Consider the following 20,010-nt stretch of genomic DNA (forward strand, 5'->3'; position numbering starts at 1 on the left):
TGATATGACGTTATACTGTAGCAGTCCTTGAGTGAACGATAAAGTCACTGAGTACTGCCCCTTCTTTTTTCTCAAGTCTAGACCAATCTACTTGTTGCATCCGGATATCGATCAATAAGTTACCATCTGGTTCATATTCTTCACGCTGAATACTATTCATTGCAAAAAACATACTACGAATTCGACCTTGATACTCTGGCGGGATCCGTAATTGGTATTGAACCATTTGACTTGCTAAACGCTCTGTCAATGCCTCAAATAAAAGATCGATTCCTATACCTTCCATTGCAGAAACCCAAACACGTTGGGGAACACCTTCCTCATCTCGCTCAATGCGAGGGTTTTGGCCTTCAAGATTATCAATTTTGTTCATGACGATTAGAGAAGGTACTTCATTCGCATCAATCTCTTCTAATACTACATCAACCGCATGTATATTCTCACGAAAACGGTCATCACTAGCATCAACAACATGTAACAAAATGTCAGCTTCTTGTGTTTCTTGTAACGTTGCTTTAAAAGCTGCTACTAGATCATGGGGTAGATGTCGGATAAAACCAACCGTATCAGCTAAAATAGCTGGTCCAACATCCATTAATTCGACTTTGCGCAAGGTTGGGTCTAATGTTGCAAACAATTGATCTGCAGCATAAACATTTGCATCAGTGATCTGATTAAATAAAGTCGACTTCCCTGCATTGGTATAACCTACAAGTGAAATTGTAGGTATTTCTGCTCGGTTTCTGGCACGCCGTCCTTGTTCACGCTGTTTAGAAACTTTAGCTAAACGCCTTAGTATTGCTTTAATTCTATCTCGTAATAAGCGTCTATCCGTCTCTAATTGGGTTTCACCTGGTCCACGTAAACCTATACCGCCTTTTTGTCTCTCAAGGTGGGTCCAACCACGAATAAGTCGGGTAGAAAGGTGGCGAAGCTGCGCCAATTCAACCTGCATTTTACCTTCATGGGTACGGGCTCGTTGAGCAAAAATGTCAAGTATTAGACCCGTTCGGTCTATTACTCGACATTGACAAAGCTGTTCAAGGTTTCTCTCTTGGGCAGGTGAAAGGGCATGATTAAAAATCACGATTTCAGCTCCAGTTAATTGCACCGCCTGTGCAATTTCTTGGGCTTTACCCTCACCAACATAATATTTAGAGTGTGGAGCCTGTCGACTACCAGTAATCACTTGTAGTGTATTGACTCCTGCAGAGGAAACTAGCAATTCACATTCGCTAAGATCATCCCACTCACCTTCTTGCGTGAAGTTTATATGAACAAGAATAGCCTGTTCACCGGCTTCATAACGGTCAAACAAGCAACTAACTCCTTACTTTAAAATTATTATTAATCTTCTGACTTCTCTTGTGGACGATCGCCTTGTGGACGTTCGGTATTAGTATGATGCGTTACTGCTCGTGCAGGAACAACCGTAGAAATTGCATGCTTATAAACCATTTGGTTTACTGTGTTTTTCAGCAAAATCACAAATTGGTCAAAAGATTCGATCTGACCTTGAAGTTTAATACCATTTACTAAGTAAATTGAAACCGGTACACGTTCACGACGAAGTGCGTTTAAGAACGGGTCTTGTAAAGATTGCCCCTTAGCCATTTTTATTTTCCTTATTAGTTTGTTGTAATTATTTAGCTATTGGTGCTGTTTTTGCCTCTGAGCTAAATGAATCAAATAGGCCTTACTTTTTTATCTATTTAAACTTTTTAAAGCTTAAATATGACCAAGTAAAACTTTTACGCAAAAACGGTCACATTATACATTGCATTACTCATTTGAAACTATTTCGTTAGAGATAATCTCAAATGCTTCGTTAATGTTCTCGCTATCTAACCAAGTTAAATTATCCCAGCTGCGTAACCAGGTGATTTGTCGCTTGGCCAATTGACGAGTCGCACAGACACCGCGGAAAACCGCTTCATTCAAAGTGCAATTCCCGTCCAAATAATCCCACATTTGTCGATAACCAACACATCGAATGGATGGTAAATCTACATGTAGGTCTTTTCGAGCATAGAGTGCTTTCATCTCTTGTTCAAATCCAGCGTCGATCATTTTTTCAAATCGAACTTCTATGCGATGATGCAATTCTGCCCTTTCCTTGGGAGATATTGCAAACTGCTTGACATTATAAGGAAGTGGTTCTCCTTTTATTTTTGTCAGTTCAGTTATTGTTTTACCTGAAATTCTATAAACTTCCAATGCCCTTGATAGTCTTTGAGGATCATTTGGATGAATTCTCTCTGCTGATACAGGATCTACATCTTCTAATTGCTTATGCATTGCATTCCACCCTAACTTATCAGCTTCGATTTCTATTTGTCGTCGAATCTCTGTATCAGCTGCAGGTAGGGGGGATAGCCCTTCTAATAGAGCTTTATAATAGAGCATAGTTCCCCCAACAAGCAGAGGAATTTTACCTTTAGCGACGATTGAAGCCATTTCGGCTAATGCATCACGCCTAAAGTCAGCAGCAGAATACGATTCGCTAGGATCTAAAATATTAATAAGTCGATGTGGGGCGGCGGCCAATTCCGTTTCATCTGGTTTAGCTGTGCCTATATCCATACCTTTATAAATCAGCGCCGAATCAACGCTAATAATTTCAATCGGATACTTTTGTGTTAGTTTAATTGCTAGCTCTGTTTTACCAGATGCTGTTGGCCCCATTAAAAAAAGGGCCTGTGGTAATTTTTTATTCATTTAAAGTGCTACTTTTTTCAAACATCGCGATGGTCTGTTCAAAGCGAACTGCTTGGATAAATGCGGTGTCTTGCAAAGGTAAATCACCTTCCCATAACTGTTCCAGTTCTGATATTAATTTTATCCCGTCAGATAAAGCGTAATCACTTTTAACTTGAGTGATATTATCGGCAAACCATCGAGCAAGACAGCCACTGTCGATATCATTTTTTTCTGCTGCTAAATAAGATAACAGTTCCGGTATGATATGTTGTAAATTTTGTTGCCGTAAAGGCTGTGGAACCGTCATTACCAATATCTGTTCTCTATTTTTCTCTTTAAATTGTATAGCAAATTGAGTTAAGAGTTGTTGATATTTACGAAAAGCACTTAAATCTTGCTGGGATATTTTAATCGACAACGGAATCAACAATGGTTGAGGAGTCAGTTGGTATTTATCTGCCTGAAGTTGACCTACTATTCTATACCATTCGGCTTGTGCTAATGAAATAAGAACTTCACCTTGATCAGACTGCATCAAAATATACTGTTGGTGAACAATTGAAAATGCTTTACCCACAGAACGGATTAAATTGACACTATTGGTTCGAATCGTTGACGGAGAGCATAACGCTTCCGTGTTATTCATTCGGTCCAATTCTGGAGTTTCTAGCAACGATTTATAAGCTCTAAGTTCTTGTTGGCTCGGATTAGCAACTGGTTTTCTAGTCTCTGCTCGTTGAGCAACCGATTTATTGCGAGACTCTTTTTCAGTGACATGATTTACCTTGTTCCAAGAATAATCCGTCTTAGAACCATTGCTTTGTTCAACTTGATCATTTTGAACTAATTGACTTTTTGTATAATCTTGTCTTCCGGGGTAAGCAGGCGTGTTCTCAATCGCTTCTCGGGCATTAGTTTGAGCCGATTCGGTTAGCGTCGTATGGTAAGCTGCTTGTGAAGTTTTAGGTTCACTAATATGTGAGCTTTGGGCTAACGCATCCGAAAGTGCTTGATAAATAAAATCATGGACCAAACGACTTTGATGAAAACGCACTTCATGTTTGGCAGGATGCACGTTCACGTCAACCTGATGCGGATCGATCTCAATAAAAAGAACATAACTAGCAAATTGGTCGGGACGCAAACTACTGGCATAACTTTGACGAATGGCATGATTTATTAATTTATCACGCATCATTCGGCCATTAACATAACAGTACTGTAGGTCACTTTGCTGACGCGCTCCTTCTGGAGAAGTGATCCAACCGTATAAACGCAAACCTGTATGCTCTAATTCAATACTCAACATATGTCGAACAAAACTCGACCCACATGCCGCTGAAATCCTCTTTTCTATTTGAACTGTGTTATTAGCGGCGCGATATTGACGTACAATTTTACCATTATTTTTCAAGTTGATACTGACATCAAATCGACTCAGTGCGATACGTTTTAACAGTTCATCAATGTGAGTAAATTCGGTTTTATCTGTACGTAAGAACTTACGTCTCGCTGGGGTATTGAAGAATAAATCGAGAACTTCAACCGTTGTTCCTATAGGATGTGCAGTTGGTTGGAGTTTTACCTCCATATCTCGGCCTTCGCTATAAGCCGACCAAGCTTGTTGCTGAGTTGCCGTTCTTGAAGTCAGCGTTAATCGAGATACTGAACTTATACTGGCTAAAGCTTCACCACGAAACCCCAAACTCATTATTGCTTCTAAATCATCCAGAGTATGTATTTTTGAGGTAGCATGACGACTCAATGCCAACGATAACTCTTCTTTGACTATCCCTTTGCCATTATCACGAACCCGAATAAGTTTACTGCCACCCTTTTCTATATCAATATCAATTCGAGTTGCCCCTGAATCAATACTATTTTCAACTAGTTCTTTAACAACCGAAGCTGGTCTTTCAACCACTTCTCCTGCCGCTATTTGGTTCGCCAGTCTGGCGGGTAAGATTTTTATAGTCATTTATTTGGTATTATCAGAATCTGTCCTACGGCTAATTTATCTGAGCGTAGCTTGTTCGCTCGCCTTACACTGTCTACTGTCACACCATACTTCGTTGCTATTTTCCCTAAAAACTCACCACGAACAACTTTGTGTTTACGAATAGGGACATCTTCTAGTTTTACGGTAATTTTAAGTTTTTGTCCTACCCATAATGTGTTTCGCTGCAACTTGTTTTGCTTTTTAATACTTGCTACAGACACCTTGTACTTATTCGCTATCAGCCCTAAATACTCTCCAGCTTGAACGGCATGTGTAATGACTTCAGTTTCAACTAAGTTACTTGTTTTGGTAATAACGACAGGTCTATTACTTGCAGGTATAACCAAAACTTGTCCAATTTTTAATCCTGACGATTTTAGATTATTGGCTTTCATTATCGCTTGAGTCGTCAAACCATACCTTTGTGCAATAACAGATAGCGAATCCCCTTTAACCACTTTATGTTTATGGGCTGTTTTCTTCTGAGCAAATAAGGTCCCTTCTGGTGGATTTTGTTCAAAATACTGCACAATCGCTTTGGTTAAAGCACGAGCTAATTTATCTTGGTGGCTAGTCTGAAATAATAACTTCTCTTCAGTTGGGTTAGAAATAAATCCTGTTTCAACCAAAACTGATGGTATATCTGGAGATTTTAGCACCGCCAAACTAGCGTGAACCGGTTGTTTTTTATGTAAACGGATAATTTTACCCATTTCTGCCAAAATATTGGTAGCGACTTTGTAGCCTTCTTTTTGTGAGTGACTAAATTGCAAATCAAGTAATGTTTGGCTTACGTTTTTATCTGCCTGATTTTTTGCTAATACTTGACCCGCGCCACCTAATAATTCAGATTGCTGTTCGTGCTTTTCTACCCAACGTGAAATTTCCGTATTGGCCCTGCGAGTATTCAGGACAAAAACAGATCCACCTCGTGGTTTAGGAGAACTAAAACTATCTGCATGAACCGATACCAATAAATGCGCTTTACTTCTTCTGGCAATATCAGATCGCTTGTTTAAATTAACAAAATAATCGCCATTTCTGGTCAACACTGCTTTTATTCCCGCAACACTATTCAACTGTTGGGCAATTTTTTGTGAAATACTTAATGTCGCATGTTTTTCATATTTATTACTTGGTCCAATTGAACCAGGATCTTCTCCTCCATGCCCAGCATCAATAGCTACAACAATATCTGCATTACCAGAAAATTGAGAAGCATCCTTACTGGGAGAAGGGGTTGATGACGTATTTTTAATTACCGGCGTTTCGACAGTGGATTTACTTGAATGCGGTAAATCAACAACCAAGCGATGCCCATACTGCCCACCGGGGGTCGGTTTAAGTTTAAAGAGCTCTGCGGTTACTTTTTCTTTAAGCACAAAAACTAGCCGGTATGTGCCTTTGCTTGGAGCACCACTACTTCTAATTTTGCTAAGAATTTTACTATCATTTATATCAATTGGTAATTTAGCATTCAGCTCGGTATTTTTTAAATCAATAACCAGCCTACTCGGTGATGATAAAGTGAAATAGCTATAATCCACCTCTGATGTCAGATCTATAACGACTCTTGTCTCATCCGGCGACGGCCAAATACGCAAGCTTTCCAATTCATTAGCATTAACACTAGTGATAGAAAATAGTATCAAAATATTAATAAAAAGCGCACTAAAGGCTCTTAAATACTTACCAATCAAAATAGCTCCAAACTATTTAACAACGTATTTCCATAATCACTATTAGCCGATAAAAAAGCGGTTCTTTGTTCGTTCATATAGCGTATTTCAATATCAAGATCAGCCTTAGGTAATAGCCCTTCGCCTTTCTCTGGCCATTCCACCAAGCATATGGCATCGGTGGTAAAGTAATCTCGTATTCCCATGAACTCCAACTCTTCAGGGTCAGCTAAGCGATATAAGTCAAAATGGTAGACTTGCCAATTTGCCAGCTCATATGGTTCAACCAATGTATATGTAGGGCTTTTTACATTACCTTTGTGCCCTAAAGCCTTTACAAATCCGCGACTAAATGTCGTCTTGCCTGCACCTAAATCTCCATGTAGATAAATAGTCGTCTGTTGTGTACAGAGTACCGCCAATTTTTGCCCCATATTGATGGTAGCTTGTTCATCCATTAAATTAAATTGTTTTGTATTCATATTACACATTAGCTCAATTATCATAATAGTGGGAAAGTTGGATCTGGCGACTGTTATTATTTTCTGTTGCAACTTAGAGTTTAAAATTATGCTCAGTTTTAAACTTGTGCCCTTTATATAACAATTATTGTTCACTATATAAAGAGTTAAAGAGTCAGGATAGTAAATCGTGTTTGAATAAAGACACAATACCTACGCGAAAAACCATTCTCTCATCCTCACTCTTATAGGCTTTCATCACTTCACTTTCATAGCTCTACACGGTTATTTCAGGTAAAATCCCCTTCTTACTGACTTAGATTCTTATCTACCACTATATTTCTATGAATTACCAAGCATTAGCACAAAAAATAAAGTTATGGGGTAAAGATCTTGGATTCCAACAAGTTGGAATTTGTGATGTTGACTTATCTCAACATGAAGAAGCAATGCTTAGCTGGTTAAAATCTGGATATCATGGAGAGATGGAATGGATGTCACGCCATGGTACTATGCGCTCTCGTCCTGATGAGCTGCTTCCGGGCACAATTCGAGTCATTAGTGTTCGCATCGATTATCTTCCTCCTGAAGCACAATTCGCAAGTAATTTAAGTCAACCAAACCATGCTTATATTAGTCGATACTCCTTAGGCCGTGATTATCACAAATTAGTTCGAAATAAATTAAATCGACTAGGCAAATTAATAGAACAAGAAGTAACAACATTGGGCTATCGACCTTTTGTTGATTCCGCACCTATCCTAGAAAGACCTCTAGCCGAAAAAGCAGGAATTGGATGGACTGGAAAACATTCATTAATAATCAACCGCAATGCCGGCTCTTGGTTTTTCTTAGGTGAACTTCTTGTTGATATACCACTGCCAGTTGACGATGTGGTAAGCAATGAATGTGGTAAATGCAGCGCTTGTATTACCTCTTGTCCAACTCAAGCTATTATTCAAGATGGTGTTGTTGATGCGAGAAAATGCATCTCATACCTTACAATAGAATATGATGGAATTATTCCGTTAGAATTTAGAAAAGCGATAGGGAATAGAATTTATGGTTGCGATGATTGTCAACTCGTCTGTCCATGGAATCGATTTGCTGACTTAACTCAACAACCTGATTTTCATCGCCGCTCTTTTTTTGAATCTCCTGATCTAGTTACTCTATTTTCTTGGAGTGAAAAAGAATTTTTAAAAAACCTAGAAGGTTCTGCTATTCGTAGAATAGGCCATATTCAATGGCTAAGAAATATCTCTATTGCTTTAGGTAATGCGCCATATTCGCAAAAAATTATAACCGCCCTAGAGCAAAAATTAGGACTATCCACGTTACTAGATGAACACATAACTTGGGCACTAGAGCAACAACTCGCCCAAGTACCGGGAATGCACTCATATCAGAATCAGGACATAAAACTAAAAAATAAAACACAGCGATTAATTAGAATCGTTGAAAAAGGCTTAAAACGAGACGCTTAAGGTTAACGACAATACAACTTTTTCTTTGACACATACCACAAAATTCTAAATGTGGAAAAAACTTATCTGCTTCACCAAAAACATTTCTATTTAAAAAGTTAAACACAATACTAATAAATGACAAAGATCAATAACTTCTGATTTAATGATCTTTTTTTTATATGAAGCAGTGAGACGAAAAACACAAAAACTCTTTAAAAACATAGCGTTATTAAAAATGGTTGTTTTAAACAAAAAAAACAGTCCAGACGATCTTATAAGTAAATAAGAAAATTTCAGACAATTCTATTTTTATTCACTAGGTTATCCACAGATAAAAAAATGTGGATAAGTCTGTAGACTATTTTTATTTATTGGCACGAAAGAGCCACAGCTATTGAGATCTAGCAGTGGAAAAACTGGCATACGCAAGTTAGATTTAATTTTTGAAGGGATAATACTTCACAGCATTAAAGAAAAGAGCAGTTAAGATGATAATTGTATACATAAGTATAAAATTATCAAAATAAGTAAAATGGTTGCGGGGGCTGGATTTGAACCAACGACCTTCGGGTTATGAGCCCGACGAGCTACCAAGCTGCTCCACCCCGCGTCCGAGTTTTTACTTTCAAAGAAAATCTGGCTGACAATATTAATCTATGGCCAAACTATCTGTAATTGGTTGCGGGGGCTGGATTTGAACCAACGACCTTCGGGTTATGAGCCCGACGAGCTACCAAGCTGCTCCACCCCGCGTCCGTGTTCTTTCTGAAACTTTTTTGAAGCAAGTTAATCTTGAAAAGAATAACTTTTAAAAACTGGAGCGACACACGAGGTTCGCTTTCTCTTGAACTAAAAGCGTGACCTCAACCTTGGCAAGGTTGCGCTCTACCAACTGAGCTAGTGTCGCTATCATTGACTCTACAAATCAATAATTTAATTTGGAGCGACACACGAGGTTCGAACTCGTGACCTCAACCTTGGCAAGGTTGCGCTCTACCAACTGAGCTAGTGTCGCATTGATTACTTGAACAGCATTCAAATAATCGAAATTTGGTTGCGGGGGCTGGATTTGAACCAACGACCTTCGGGTTATGAGCCCGACGAGCTACCAAGCTGCTCCACCCCGCGTCCATGTTGTTATTAGTAATATAAGCATGTTTGAAAACAACGGCTATTTATTAATAACTATCACCGTTAAGTACCGTGAGAACTTTTCCTAAATAAGCTGTAATTACAACCAAATTTAGGGAAATTGTAGCGACACACGAGGTTCGCTTTCTCTTGAACTAAAAACGTGACCTCAACCTTGGCAAGCTTGCGCTCTATCAATTGAGCTAGTGTCGCTATCATTGACTCTACAAGTCAATAATTTAATTTGGAGCGACACACGAGGTTCGCTTTCTCTTGAACTAAAAGCGTGACCTCAACCTTGGCAAGGTTGCGCTCTATCAATTGAGCTAATGTCGCTACCATTGACTCTACAAGTCAATAATTTAATTTGGAGCGACACACGAGGTTCGAACTCGTGACCTCAACCTTGGCAAGGTTGCGCTCTACCAACTGAGCTAGTGTCGCATTGATTACTTGAACAGCATTCAAATAATCGAAATTTGGTTGCGGGGGCTGGATTTGAACCAACGACCTTCGGGTTATGAGCCCGACGAGCTACCAAGCTGCTCCACCCCGCGTCCATGTTGTTATTAGTAATATAAGCATGTTTGAAAACAACGGCTATTTATTAATAACTATCACCGTTAAGTACTGTGAGAACTTTTCCTGAAGCAAGCTATTTCAAAAAAATCAGCTTTGAAAAACTGGAGCGACACACGAGGTTCGAACTCGTGACCTCAACCTTGGCAAGGTTGCGCTCTACCAACTGAGCTAGTGTCGCAATCTGTACGTCTTTCGTTGTTCAGGGCTGCGAATTATAAGAGCATTTTTTTGTGATGCAAGTCCTTATTACAAAAAAATTTAATTTTCTTTCTGATCGGTGAAAAATAAAGCAACTAAAGTCCTCCGTTAAGGAAATCACTTAAATAACTTATAAAAATTCATGTGAGCCAGAAAACACATAATACTGCCTTTCAGCTCAAAGCAAAACTGTAGCCTAAGTAACTAATAGTTAAATATATTACTGCGATAATTTTAAATATTATGCCGATAACACTTACTCCATCAAATCGAAAAGATAGTGCCTCTATAATATTTCAGCTCAGCAATTGACTCTCTAATATCGTCCAAAGCTAAATGACTACCAGTTTTCTCAAATCCATCTAATATCTCTGGTTTCCAACGGCGAGTTAGCTCTTTTAATGTACTTACATCAACATACCTATAATGGAAATACTCTTCTAATAATGGCATGTGTTTATATAAAAAGCGTCTATCTTGACCAATGCTATTTCCACAAATTGGCGATTTTCCTTTTGGAACCCATTGCTCTAAGAAAGCGATGGTCTGTTTTATCGCTTCATCTTCATCTATCTGACTCGATTTAACTCGAGCGACTAAGCCACTATTAGTGTGGGTATTGGTGCACCAATCGTCCATTTTATCTAATTCTACATCAGATTGGTGGATGGCAAGTACAGGGCCTTCAGCTAAAATATTTAACTCACTATCGGTAACAATGGTTGCGATTTCAATGATCTTGTGTTGCTCCGGGTCTAAGCCCGTCATTTCAAGATCGACCCAAATTAAGTTTTGCTCACTGAATGACATAGATGAATTGCCTATTTTGCCTGTAAAAGAGGTATCATACTCGTCCAATTGATAGTGATAAAGCTCAAATGAGCTAAAGGTAAACGTGGCAAAGAAGAAAAAACTAACCAAAGGTCAGGTTCGACGCGTTCGTTCCAACCAAAGTAAGCGACTAAAAAAAGAAGATTCTGTCCAATGGGACGAAGAAATGCTGGGCGGTACAAAAACAGGTTTAGTAATCACTCGCTTTGGTCAACACGCGGATGTAGAAGATCTAGAAAGCAAAACTATCCATCGATGTAATTTACGCCGAGGAATAGAAAGTTTGGTTTCTGGAGATAAAGTTATTTGGCGTGCAGGATTAGAATCCATGGCGGGCATTTCTGGCGTGGTTGAAGCAGTTGAACCTAGAACGTCGGTTTTAACTCGTCCAGATTATTATGATGGCCTTAAACCAGTCGCAGCAAATGTTGATCAAATGGTTATTGTCTCTTCTGTATTACCTGAATTATCACTCAATATTATAGACAGATACCTAATTGCTTCTGAAACTCTCAAAATTGCACCAATTATTGTCTTGAATAAGATCGATCTATTGACTGACGAGCAGATACAACAGTATCGAACACAACTTAAAATTTATGAAAAAATCGGCTACAAAGTGTTGTTTGTTAGTAAGGAAACAGGCGTTGGTATTGAAGCCTTTGAGGCAGAACTAACCGACCGAATCAACGTATTTGTTGGTCAATCTGGTGTAGGTAAATCAAGTTTAGTCAATGCATTAATGCCCGAAGTTGATATTGAAGAAGGTGCAGTATCATCTACCTCTGGCTTAGGTCAACACACAACCACCGCTGCACGTCTGTACCATATCACCACAGGTGGCGATCTTATCGATTCTCCTGGCATACGAGAATTTGGTTTATGGCATTTAAACCCTGACGAAGTCACCGAAGCATTTGTTGAGTTTCGACCACATTTAGGAGGATGTAAATTTAGAGATTGTAAACACCTTGATGACCCAGGTTGCATCCTGAAGAAAGCGGTCGAATCAGGAGAAATTAGCCATGAACGCTTTAGCAGTTATCACCGAATTCTAGAAAGCATGGGCGAAAATAAAGCAAATCGTCAGTTCTCGAGAAACAAAAAGCTATAAAAACAGAGAGTGTTAAAAAAACAATAATTCTAAAAAAAAACAATAGAGCTAGAAAAGTAACAATACCTAAACATGAATACTAAATAAAACGAATACGTTTAACGTGGTTATTCCCATCAATGAGAAAAAAGATGGGCATTAATGTTAACTATTTGCATCTTAACTAGACTAACTTAAACTTCGATAGTTATTCATGTTTTAATCGGTGGCTATGGCCTAAACAACGAGTTTTAAATTAGATATGACTTTATCAAACAAAATCAAAATTTACTTTCAATTATGGGCACCAAAACACGCTATCACTCGCTTAGTAGGCAAACTAGCGTCAGCACAACTCGGTAGTGTCACCACAGCCTTAATCAAAATTTTCATCAAGCAATACAATATAAATATGGCCGAAGCATTACACTCCGATCCTAGTTATTTTAAGTCATTTAACGAGTTTTTTGTACGTGAACTAAAACAAGATGCTCGTTACATTACTGAAGATTCAACGGTAATTACGCATCCAGCTGATGCTTGTGTCAGCCAGTTTGGTCCAATTAATAATGGGCAGCTCATTCAAGCGAAAAACCATGACTATTCGGCCCAAGAGTTGCTCGGTGGTGATCCAGAACTTTACCAAGAGTTTGTTGATGGTTGTTTTGCAACACTTTATTTATCGCCAAGTGACTACCATCGAGTCCATATGCCATGTGATGGTGTCTTGCGCAAAATGATTTATGTACCTGGTGATCTCTATTCAGTGAACCCTTTAACCGCAGAAAATATCCCCAACCTATTTGCTAGAAACGAACGTGTTGTTTGCATTTTTGATACTGAATTTGGGCCAATGGCACAAATACTGGTTGGTGCAACCATTGTCGGTAGCATCGAGCTAATTTGGGCAGGTACCGTCACGCCACCGAGAGGCAACACCGTGTACCAATGGGATTACCCTGCCGAAGGAACAAGCTGTATAGAGCTCAAGAAAGGTCAAGAGATGGGCCGCTTTAAACTTGGCTCAACTGTTATTAATTTATTTGCGAAAGATACCATCGAATTTGATTCAAGTATGGCCAATGGCACCAGTACCAAACTAGGTACACCATACGCGAGCATTAATAACCAGTTGATGTAAAAGTCATTTAGAAAAACTTATAGTCAACAAGAGTTTATCAAAACAAATAACCACTTGAATAAAATGCATAATAAGAGATATACCTATAACAACATATTTCTTATTATGCGAATCTCTTCATAACTTGACCAAAAACAATTCTGCTACGAAAAAAATAACTTCCTCTCCAAAATACCAAGCGGATCTTAGTAAGCAAAAACCGCTTACTTTATACTCGCTTATAACGATTTTTTAATTCTTTTTACTTTAGCTGATTTCATAACCCAAAAACGAGAACACTAGGCCGTTAAATCTCTAGGTAATGACATTTTTAGTTAACGATACATATAGATAGAGAATAAATATAAGCGAGAGAAATATCAGCAGAGACACTTATATCCCACACCATTGAAACTGTATTGAGGCGATGCATAGGACAACGCAATCAATACAAAACAGATTCAAGGATAACGGGTATAACACAATAGATTAACAGATGAGGTTGCGCGCCAAATGATGAAGAAAAATATTAATATTGGAATTATTATCAAACTGTTTATTTGCTTCGTTATTCCTTTACTTGTCTTGATGCTACCGATAGATTTAATTCCTATTGATGATTTAACGCTTATTCAACACCGATTACTCGCCATATTTTTATTAGCGGCTTTACTTTGGGTGTTAGAACCGGTCCCTGTTTTTGCCACCTCGATATTAATTATCGCTTTAGAATTGGTGATGATCTCCGATAAAGGCCTACATTTATTCAGGCAACCTCCCGCAGGGCACGAACTTGGCGAATTGATGAAATATACCGATATATTCAGTGCTTTTTCCTCGCCTATTATTATCCTTTTTATGGGTGGATTTGCCCTCGCGATAGCCGCTTCTAAATACGAACTAGACAACAACTTAGCTCGAGTTCTGTTAAAACCATTTGGTAACGAACCACGATTTATTATGTTGGGTTTGATGTTAATTACCGCCGTTTTTTCTATGTTCATGTCTAACACTGCAACCACGGTTATGATGCTAGCCTTACTTGGTCCCATTGTTGCTTCAGCGACCACAGGTGATTTAGGCATAAAAGCGTTGGTATTATGTATCCCGATTGCTGCCAACACAGGTGGTATTGCCACACCAATAGGTACACCTCCCAATGCTATTGCTCTGCAATACTTAACAGGAGAGAACAGTATTGATTTCCTTTCTTGGATGATGATGGGCTTGCCGTTTGTTATCGTTCAGCTAACTTTGGCTTGGTTTCTACTACAAAAACTGTTTCCTTCTGCTCAAAAAACCATGACATTGAAATTAGACGGAGAATTTAAAAAAAGTTGGCGTGCAATAGTCGTTTATGCCACATTTGCTATCACCATTTTATTATGGATGACCACCAAAGTTCATGGCATGAATACTTACGTAGTTTCCATTATTCCTTTGGCGGTCTTTACCTTGACAGGAATCATGGGCAAAGAGGAGCTAAAACAGATTAACTGGGACGTACTCTGGCTTGTTGCTGGTGGTATTGCAATTGGTATTGGTTTAGATAAAACAGGACTTGCCGTGGCGTTAGCGCACGCTATCGATTACAGCGTGCTATCTCCTGTTGCCGTGGTAATTACACTCTCTATTGTCTGCTGGTTAATGGCCAATTTTATGTCGAATACAGCAACAGCTAACTTATTAATGCCGATTGCAGCAGCCATAGGCGCATCAATGGAAAGCTTATCGTCCATAGGAGGCATGCAAGGATTATTGGTTGTGGTCGCTTTCTCTGCTTCACTCGGTATGATATTACCCGTCTCGACTCCTCCCAACTCTTTGGCCTATTCAACTGGTCTCATCGAAAGTAAAGACATGGCGAAGATGGGGCTTATTATGGGCATTATAGGATTACTTATTGTTTATGCAGCTACCTTAATTATTACCTAGGCAAGCAAATAAACTATATAAAATCAAGTCAGTATATCTTCCCTACTGGCTTTTTTTACGGCATAGTTACGCCCATTCCGATTAACCTATAGAAACTAACTATGTCTTATGAGTGGCTAGCCTTAGCTGCCGCATTTTTGTGGGCTATTTCCAGTGTTATTTCCGTCACTCCTGCTCGGCATCTTGGTGCTTTTGCTTATAGTCGTTGGAGAATGGGCTGTACCGCTGCCATTTTAACAACCATGGCATTTATTTCTGGTGGCTGGCCAAGTGTATCTAGCGAACATATTACGCCAATGGCTTTATCTGGATTGATTGGAATATTTATTGGTGATACTGCGTTATTTGCTTGTATGAATAGGATGGGACCAAGACAAGCCGGATTATTATTTGCTTGCCATGCGGTCTTCTCAACTATTCTTGGTTATTTCTTATTTAGCGAAACAATGACTAGCCTTGAATTTTTCGGCTCTAGTCTCGTTTTTTGTGGTGTTTTAACGGCCATATTCTTTGGCAAGAAGAAACAAGGTCAGCATGACTGGGAAGCAATTAAAGGCAACCTCTGGTTTGGTTTATCACTTGGGCTTTTGGCGGCGCTTTGTCAGGCTTTAGGTGGCATAATCGCAAAACCCGTCATGCAAACCAGCATCGATCCTATTGCAGCGTCAGCTATCAGAATGATTACCGCTTTTATTGCTCATCTACTATTTAGAGCAACAGGTTCTAAAATAGCCAAACCAATAAAAGCGATAAACTTAACCATATTTTCCATCACCGCATTGAATGGCTTTTTAGCCATGGCGGTAGGAATGACCCTCATTCTCTATGCTCTAAGAGAAGGAAATGTCGGCATGGTTGCTCTGCTCTCTTCCACTACACCGATAATGATTTTACCTATTCTTTGGCTATACCTAAAACAAAGACCCAATCGATATGCTTGGATAGGTGCACTCATCGCTGTAGTCGGAACCGGAATACTGGTGAGTTAATAAAATACTCGTTTTGTCGAATCATTACGCTCTAGAAAATGAAAACGCTGTGACGTGATCAATATGATCGACACCAATAGCGAGCATGATTAACCGATCAATCCCCATAGCAACACCTGCACAAGCAGGCAGCCCAGCTTTTAACGCATCAATAAGATGATAATCAATAGGTTGGGCTTCTAAACCTAGGCTAGCCCGCTTTTGGTTATCCGCTACAAATCGAGACAGTTGCTCTTGCGCGTCATCTAATTCATGAAAGCCATTTGCTAATTCTATCCCTTTAAAGTACACCTCAAATCGTTGTGCGACTCTCGGATCCTCAGGGTTAATTTTAGCTAAAGCCGCCTGAGATGCAGGAAAATCAAAAACGAAAGCAGGGGCTTCTATACCAATTTTAGGTTCAATACCGACACTAAATAATAGTTGCAATAAAGTATCTCTATCAGTTTCAGGCTCAGCTATATCACTTAACCCCAAGGTTACGGCAACCTTCTTTAATTCACTCATCGGTGCTTCTAATGGACATACATTCAGTACACTTAAAAAAGCGTGTTGGTAAGTCATCCTTTGCCCCGATCCCGATTGTAAGATCAGTTGCAAAAGCTCATCCATTTCATCCATCAAATCATGATGGTCAAACCCTACTTGGTACCACTCAAGCATAGTGAATTCTGGATTATGATAGCGACCATTCTCTTCATTACGGAACGATTTACAAATCTGATATATTGAACCACTTCCAGCCGCGAGTAATCTTTTCATATGAAATTCTGGACTCGTCATTAGATATAAAGATTGCCCTTTTGCATAATCAGGCCCAATAAAATGGGTCTTAAAGGTATGCAAATGAATATCTGTCACCGTCGCATGACTAATTGCAGGTGTATCTACTTCCATTACCTTTCTTTCCGAAAAAAAATGTCGAATTTTGCTGATTAGTTCGGCTCTTAAAGTCAGTAATTCTATACTGGCATTTGGTTGCCAATTATTATTGTTCATATATTTAAACCGATGTAACCCATTGGTGTGTATTGAAAATAAAACGCATAAAATCCATCTAAGTGACCCAGGTCACACATTCAATAAATGCTATGCTTTCCAATATCTTTGTACGGTAAATAACCTTCAATATCAATTTTTTCATAACACGTCTGCCGTACACTGCTTAACAGGCAGAAAATAATTTAAAACTAAATACGCATCGTATACAGGATGTGCTTTCTCTAGTTCACCCTCTATAACTTTGCGAATACACACTGGAGGATAACTGTGCAAATAATTACCACAGATATCGCAGTGATCGGCGCCGGCGGCGCTGGTCTTCGTACTGCAATAGCGGCGGCTGAAGCCAATCCAGAGCTAGAAGTAGCTCTGATATCAAAAGTCTACCCGATGCGTTCACATACTGTAGCAGCAGAAGGAGGGTCGGCTGCAGTAATCAAAGATGAAGATTCTCTCGATAACCACTTCAACGATACTGTTGGCGGCGGTGATTGGTTATGTGAGCAAAATGTTGTTGAATACTTTGTTGAAAATTCAACCAAAGAAATGATCCAAATGGAGCAATGGGGTTGCCCATGGAGCCGTAAAGAAAACGGTGAAGTAAACGTTCGCCGTTTTGGTGGAATGAAAGTTGAACGCACTTGGTTTGCGGCAGATAAAACTGGCTTTCATATGTTGCACACTCTTTTCCAAACCTCAATGAAGTACAACCAAATTAAGCGTTTTGATGAGTACTTTGTTGTTGATCTTCTAGTTGAAGACGATGAAATTCAAGGTTTAATCGCGATTCATATGTCGGAAGGTGAACTCGTTACAATTAAAGCTAAATCGGTTGTACTTGCAACCGGAGGCGCTGGACGTGTTTACAATACCAACACCAATGGTGGCATTGTCACTGGTGATGGTATGGCTCTCGCGTATCGTCACGGTGTTCCATTGCGTGATATGGAATTTGTCCAATATCATCCAACTGGCTTACCTGGAACCGGCATTTTAATGACCGAAGGTTGCCGTGGTGAAGGTGGTATCATTGTCAATAAAAACGGCTATCGTTACCTGCAAGATTATGGAATGGGACCGGAAACACCAGTTGGTGAACCTAAAAACAAATACATGGAATTAGGTCCACGAGATAAGGTGTCACAAGCATTCTGGCATGAGCAACAAAAAGGTAATACCATTGATCACCCACTCGGTGATGTCGTGCATCTTGATTTAAGACATTTAGGCGAAGAATATCTTCAAGAGCGACTACCGTTTATTTGTGAATTATCCAAAGCATACGTAAACGTCGATCCAGCCAAAGAGCCAATTCCAATCAGACCAACCGTTCACTACACTATGGGCGGTATCGAAACCGATCCACATTGTGAAACCAAGATCAAAGGGTTGTTTGCCGTTGGTGAATGTGCCTCTTCTGGGTTGCATGGTGCCAACCGATTAGGTTCCAATTCCCTAGCCGAGTTTGTTGTATTTGGTCGAGTGGCAGGTGAAAGTGCAGTGAAACATGCTGAAACTTTCAAAGGTTGGAATGATCAATCCATCGACAAACAAGTAAAAGCTGTCGAAGATCGCATTCAAGCATTAATGAACCAAGAAGGTGACGAAAGTTGGTCAGATATTCGTACGGAAATGGGTCATTCAATGGAAGCTGGCTGTGGTATATATCGTCGTGAAGATCTACTGCAACAAACTATAGCTAAACTGGCAGAATTGAAAGAACGTTATAAAAAAATCAGTATCAAAGATAAAGGTAAAGTATTTAACACTGATCTTCTTTATGCCATCGAAATCGGTTACGGCTTAGAAGTCGCGGAAACAATGGCACACTCAGCCATTCTTCGTCGTGAATCTCGTGGTGCGCATCAACGCCTTGATGAAGGTTGCACAGAACGTGATGATGATAACTACCTAAAACATTCATTGGCGCTGTACAACAACGGTGAAGAACCAATCATCAAATATAGTGACGTAACCATCACTAAATCTCAACCTAAAGCTCGCTTATATGGCGCAGCAGCAGAAGAAGCCGCAGCACAAGAAGCAGCTGATGCTAAAGCAGCAGAGGAGCAGAAATAATGGCTGATACTAGAATTCAAAAAGTCGATATTCTGCGTTATGACCCAGAAAAAGACGCCGAACCGTATAAACAAACTTTCGAAGTTCCGTTTGATGACACAATGTCGGTACTAGACGCACTTGGCTATATTAAAGATAATCTAGATAAAGATCTTTCTTATCGTTGGTCTTGTCGCATGGCTATCTGTGGCTCTTGTGGCATGATGGTTAATAACTATCCGAAGCTCGCCTGTAAAACTTTCTTGCGTGATTATCCAAACGGCTTGCTTATCGAACCATTGGCTAATTTCCCAATCGAAAAAGATTTAATCGTAGATATGACACCGTTTATTGAACGTCTTGAAGCGCTTAAACCTTATATATTAGGTAATGATCGTAAACCTGAGGATGGCCCAAACAACCAAACTCCAGCACAAATGGCAAAATACAAACAGTTTGCTGCTTGTATTAACTGCGGCCTCTGTTATGCAGCTTGTCCTCAGTTTGGCTTGAATCCAGAGTTTCTTGGTCCAGCAGCCATCACACTTGCTCATCGTTATAATTTAGACAGTCGCGACAACGGTAAAGCTGAACGTATGGAATTGCTTAACGGAGAAAATGGAGTATGGGGCTGTACATTCGTTGGCTTTTGTTCTGAAGTTTGTCCAAAAAGCGTTGATCCTGCAGCAGCAGTAAACCAAGGTAAAGTTGAGTCTTCTAAAGACTTTGTGATTGCTATGCTAAAACCTCAGGAGGGCTAAAG

At 39.5% G+C, this 20,010-nt stretch carries 15 protein-coding genes and 10 tRNA genes; 7 read left to right on the forward strand and 18 right to left on the reverse strand.

Translation table 11 applies throughout. From position 1 onward, the window contains the following. Window positions 1–10: 10 nt before the first annotated feature. The 6 genes from hflX to tsaE all read right to left on the reverse strand — a co-directional run bounded on the left by hflX (window position 11) and on the right by tsaE (window position 6,860). Window positions 11–1,318, reverse strand: coding sequence for a ribosome rescue GTPase HflX (gene hflX / locus ACLKML_RS10725; RefSeq protein ID WP_413285314.1), 1,308 nt, complete (start codon window positions 1,316–1,318; stop codon window positions 11–13). A gap of 29 nt (window positions 1,319–1,347) precedes the next feature. Further along, window positions 1,348–1,614, reverse strand: a complete 267-nt coding sequence (gene hfq / locus ACLKML_RS10730; protein ID WP_413285315.1) for an RNA chaperone Hfq — start codon at window positions 1,612–1,614, stop codon at window positions 1,348–1,350. A gap of 168 nt (window positions 1,615–1,782) precedes the next feature. Next, window positions 1,783–2,718 carry a tRNA (adenosine(37)-N6)-dimethylallyltransferase MiaA gene (miaA, locus tag ACLKML_RS10735; protein WP_413285316.1) on the reverse strand — a complete coding sequence of 312 codons (936 nt, stop codon included), beginning with the start codon at window positions 2,716–2,718 and terminating at the stop codon, window positions 1,783–1,785. Next, the gene (gene mutL / locus ACLKML_RS10740) at window positions 2,711–4,678 is read right to left on the reverse strand and encodes a DNA mismatch repair endonuclease MutL (protein WP_413285317.1); all 1,968 of its coding nucleotides are present in this window, start codon (window positions 4,676–4,678) and stop codon (window positions 2,711–2,713) included. Before mutL ends, miaA begins: the two co-directional genes overlap by 8 nt. Beyond that, window positions 4,675–6,402 (reverse strand): N-acetylmuramoyl-L-alanine amidase, encoded by a 1,728-nt coding sequence (locus tag ACLKML_RS10745; RefSeq protein ID WP_413285869.1) that lies wholly within the window; start codon window positions 6,400–6,402, stop codon window positions 4,675–4,677. The genes mutL and ACLKML_RS10745 overlap by 4 nt, the downstream gene beginning before the upstream one ends. Continuing rightward, window positions 6,396–6,860, reverse strand: a complete 465-nt coding sequence (gene tsaE / locus ACLKML_RS10750; protein ID WP_413285318.1) for a tRNA (adenosine(37)-N6)-threonylcarbamoyltransferase complex ATPase subunit type 1 TsaE — start codon at window positions 6,858–6,860, stop codon at window positions 6,396–6,398. The genes ACLKML_RS10745 and tsaE overlap by 7 nt, the downstream gene beginning before the upstream one ends. 323 nt (window positions 6,861–7,183) lie before the next feature. Here tsaE and queG point away from each other — a divergent pair, with 323 nt between their 5' ends. Next, complete coding sequence (gene queG, locus ACLKML_RS10755) at window positions 7,184–8,326, forward strand: tRNA epoxyqueuosine(34) reductase QueG (protein WP_413285319.1); 1,143 nt, start codon at window positions 7,184–7,186, stop codon at window positions 8,324–8,326. Between the two features lie 515 nt (window positions 8,327–8,841). Here queG and ACLKML_RS10760 read toward each other — a convergent pair. From ACLKML_RS10760 to orn, 11 genes are all read right to left on the reverse strand, one after another. Beyond that, window positions 8,842–8,918 (reverse strand) — tRNA-Met (locus ACLKML_RS10760). Between the two features lie 66 nt (window positions 8,919–8,984). Then, a tRNA-Met gene (locus ACLKML_RS10765) sits at window positions 8,985–9,061 on the reverse strand. 63 nt (window positions 9,062–9,124) lie between these two features. Then, window positions 9,125–9,215, reverse strand: a tRNA-Gly gene (locus ACLKML_RS10770). 32 nt (window positions 9,216–9,247) lie between these two features. Beyond that, window positions 9,248–9,323, reverse strand: a tRNA-Gly gene (locus ACLKML_RS10775). A 36-nt stretch (window positions 9,324–9,359) separates the two neighbouring features. Beyond that, window positions 9,360–9,436, reverse strand: a tRNA-Met gene (locus ACLKML_RS10780). A gap of 128 nt (window positions 9,437–9,564) precedes the next feature. Next, window positions 9,565–9,652: transfer RNA gene (locus tag ACLKML_RS10785), tRNA-Gly, on the reverse strand. Between the two features lie 32 nt (window positions 9,653–9,684). Further along, a tRNA-Gly gene (locus ACLKML_RS10790) sits at window positions 9,685–9,775 on the reverse strand. Window positions 9,776–9,807: 32 nt separating this feature from the next. After that, window positions 9,808–9,883, reverse strand: a tRNA-Gly gene (locus tag ACLKML_RS10795). 36 nt (window positions 9,884–9,919) lie between these two features. Next, window positions 9,920–9,996 (reverse strand) — tRNA-Met (locus ACLKML_RS10800). 127 nt (window positions 9,997–10,123) lie between these two features. Beyond that, window positions 10,124–10,199 (reverse strand) — tRNA-Gly (locus ACLKML_RS10805). Window positions 10,200–10,483: 284 nt separating this feature from the next. Next, window positions 10,484–11,029: an oligoribonuclease gene (gene orn / locus ACLKML_RS10810; protein WP_413285320.1), complete on the reverse strand. Its 546-nt coding sequence runs from the start codon at window positions 11,027–11,029 to the stop codon at window positions 10,484–10,486. Window positions 11,030–11,114: 85 nt separating this feature from the next. Here orn and rsgA point away from each other — a divergent pair, with 85 nt between their 5' ends. From rsgA to ACLKML_RS10830, 4 genes are all read left to right on the forward strand, one after another. Continuing rightward, on the forward strand, window positions 11,115–12,164 hold the full coding sequence (gene rsgA / locus ACLKML_RS10815) for a small ribosomal subunit biogenesis GTPase RsgA (RefSeq protein WP_413285321.1): 1,050 nt from the start codon (window positions 11,115–11,117) through the stop codon (window positions 12,162–12,164). A 241-nt stretch (window positions 12,165–12,405) separates the two neighbouring features. Then, window positions 12,406–13,284, forward strand: coding sequence for an archaetidylserine decarboxylase (gene asd, locus ACLKML_RS10820; RefSeq protein WP_413285322.1), 879 nt, complete (start codon window positions 12,406–12,408; stop codon window positions 13,282–13,284). 495 nt (window positions 13,285–13,779) lie between these two features. Then, the gene (locus ACLKML_RS10825) at window positions 13,780–15,198 is read left to right on the forward strand and encodes an SLC13 family permease (protein WP_413285870.1); all 1,419 of its coding nucleotides are present in this window, start codon (window positions 13,780–13,782) and stop codon (window positions 15,196–15,198) included. Between the two features lie 101 nt (window positions 15,199–15,299). After that, complete coding sequence (locus ACLKML_RS10830) at window positions 15,300–16,187, forward strand: DMT family transporter (RefSeq protein ID WP_413285323.1); 888 nt, start codon at window positions 15,300–15,302, stop codon at window positions 16,185–16,187. 24 nt (window positions 16,188–16,211) lie between these two features. Here ACLKML_RS10830 and epmA read toward each other — a convergent pair whose 3' ends face one another. Further along, the gene (gene epmA, locus ACLKML_RS10835) at window positions 16,212–17,186 is read right to left on the reverse strand and encodes an elongation factor P--(R)-beta-lysine ligase (RefSeq protein WP_413285324.1); all 975 of its coding nucleotides are present in this window, start codon (window positions 17,184–17,186) and stop codon (window positions 16,212–16,214) included. A 270-nt stretch (window positions 17,187–17,456) separates the two neighbouring features. Between epmA and frdA the strand changes: the two genes are divergently transcribed. Both frdA and ACLKML_RS10845 read left to right on the forward strand, forming a co-directional pair. Next, the gene (gene frdA / locus ACLKML_RS10840; RefSeq protein WP_413285325.1) at window positions 17,457–19,268 is read left to right on the forward strand and encodes a fumarate reductase (quinol) flavoprotein subunit; all 1,812 of its coding nucleotides are present in this window, start codon (window positions 17,457–17,459) and stop codon (window positions 19,266–19,268) included. Next, window positions 19,268–20,008 carry a succinate dehydrogenase/fumarate reductase iron-sulfur subunit gene (locus ACLKML_RS10845; protein WP_413285326.1) on the forward strand — a complete coding sequence of 247 codons (741 nt, stop codon included), beginning with the start codon at window positions 19,268–19,270 and terminating at the stop codon, window positions 20,006–20,008. The genes frdA and ACLKML_RS10845 overlap by 1 nt, the downstream gene beginning before the upstream one ends. The last annotated feature ends 2 nt before the right edge of the window (window positions 20,009–20,010 follow it).

It is taken from the genome of Vibrio sp. MA40-2 (assembly GCF_047302445.1).
Taxonomy (GTDB): Bacteria; Pseudomonadota; Gammaproteobacteria; order Enterobacterales; family Vibrionaceae; genus Vibrio.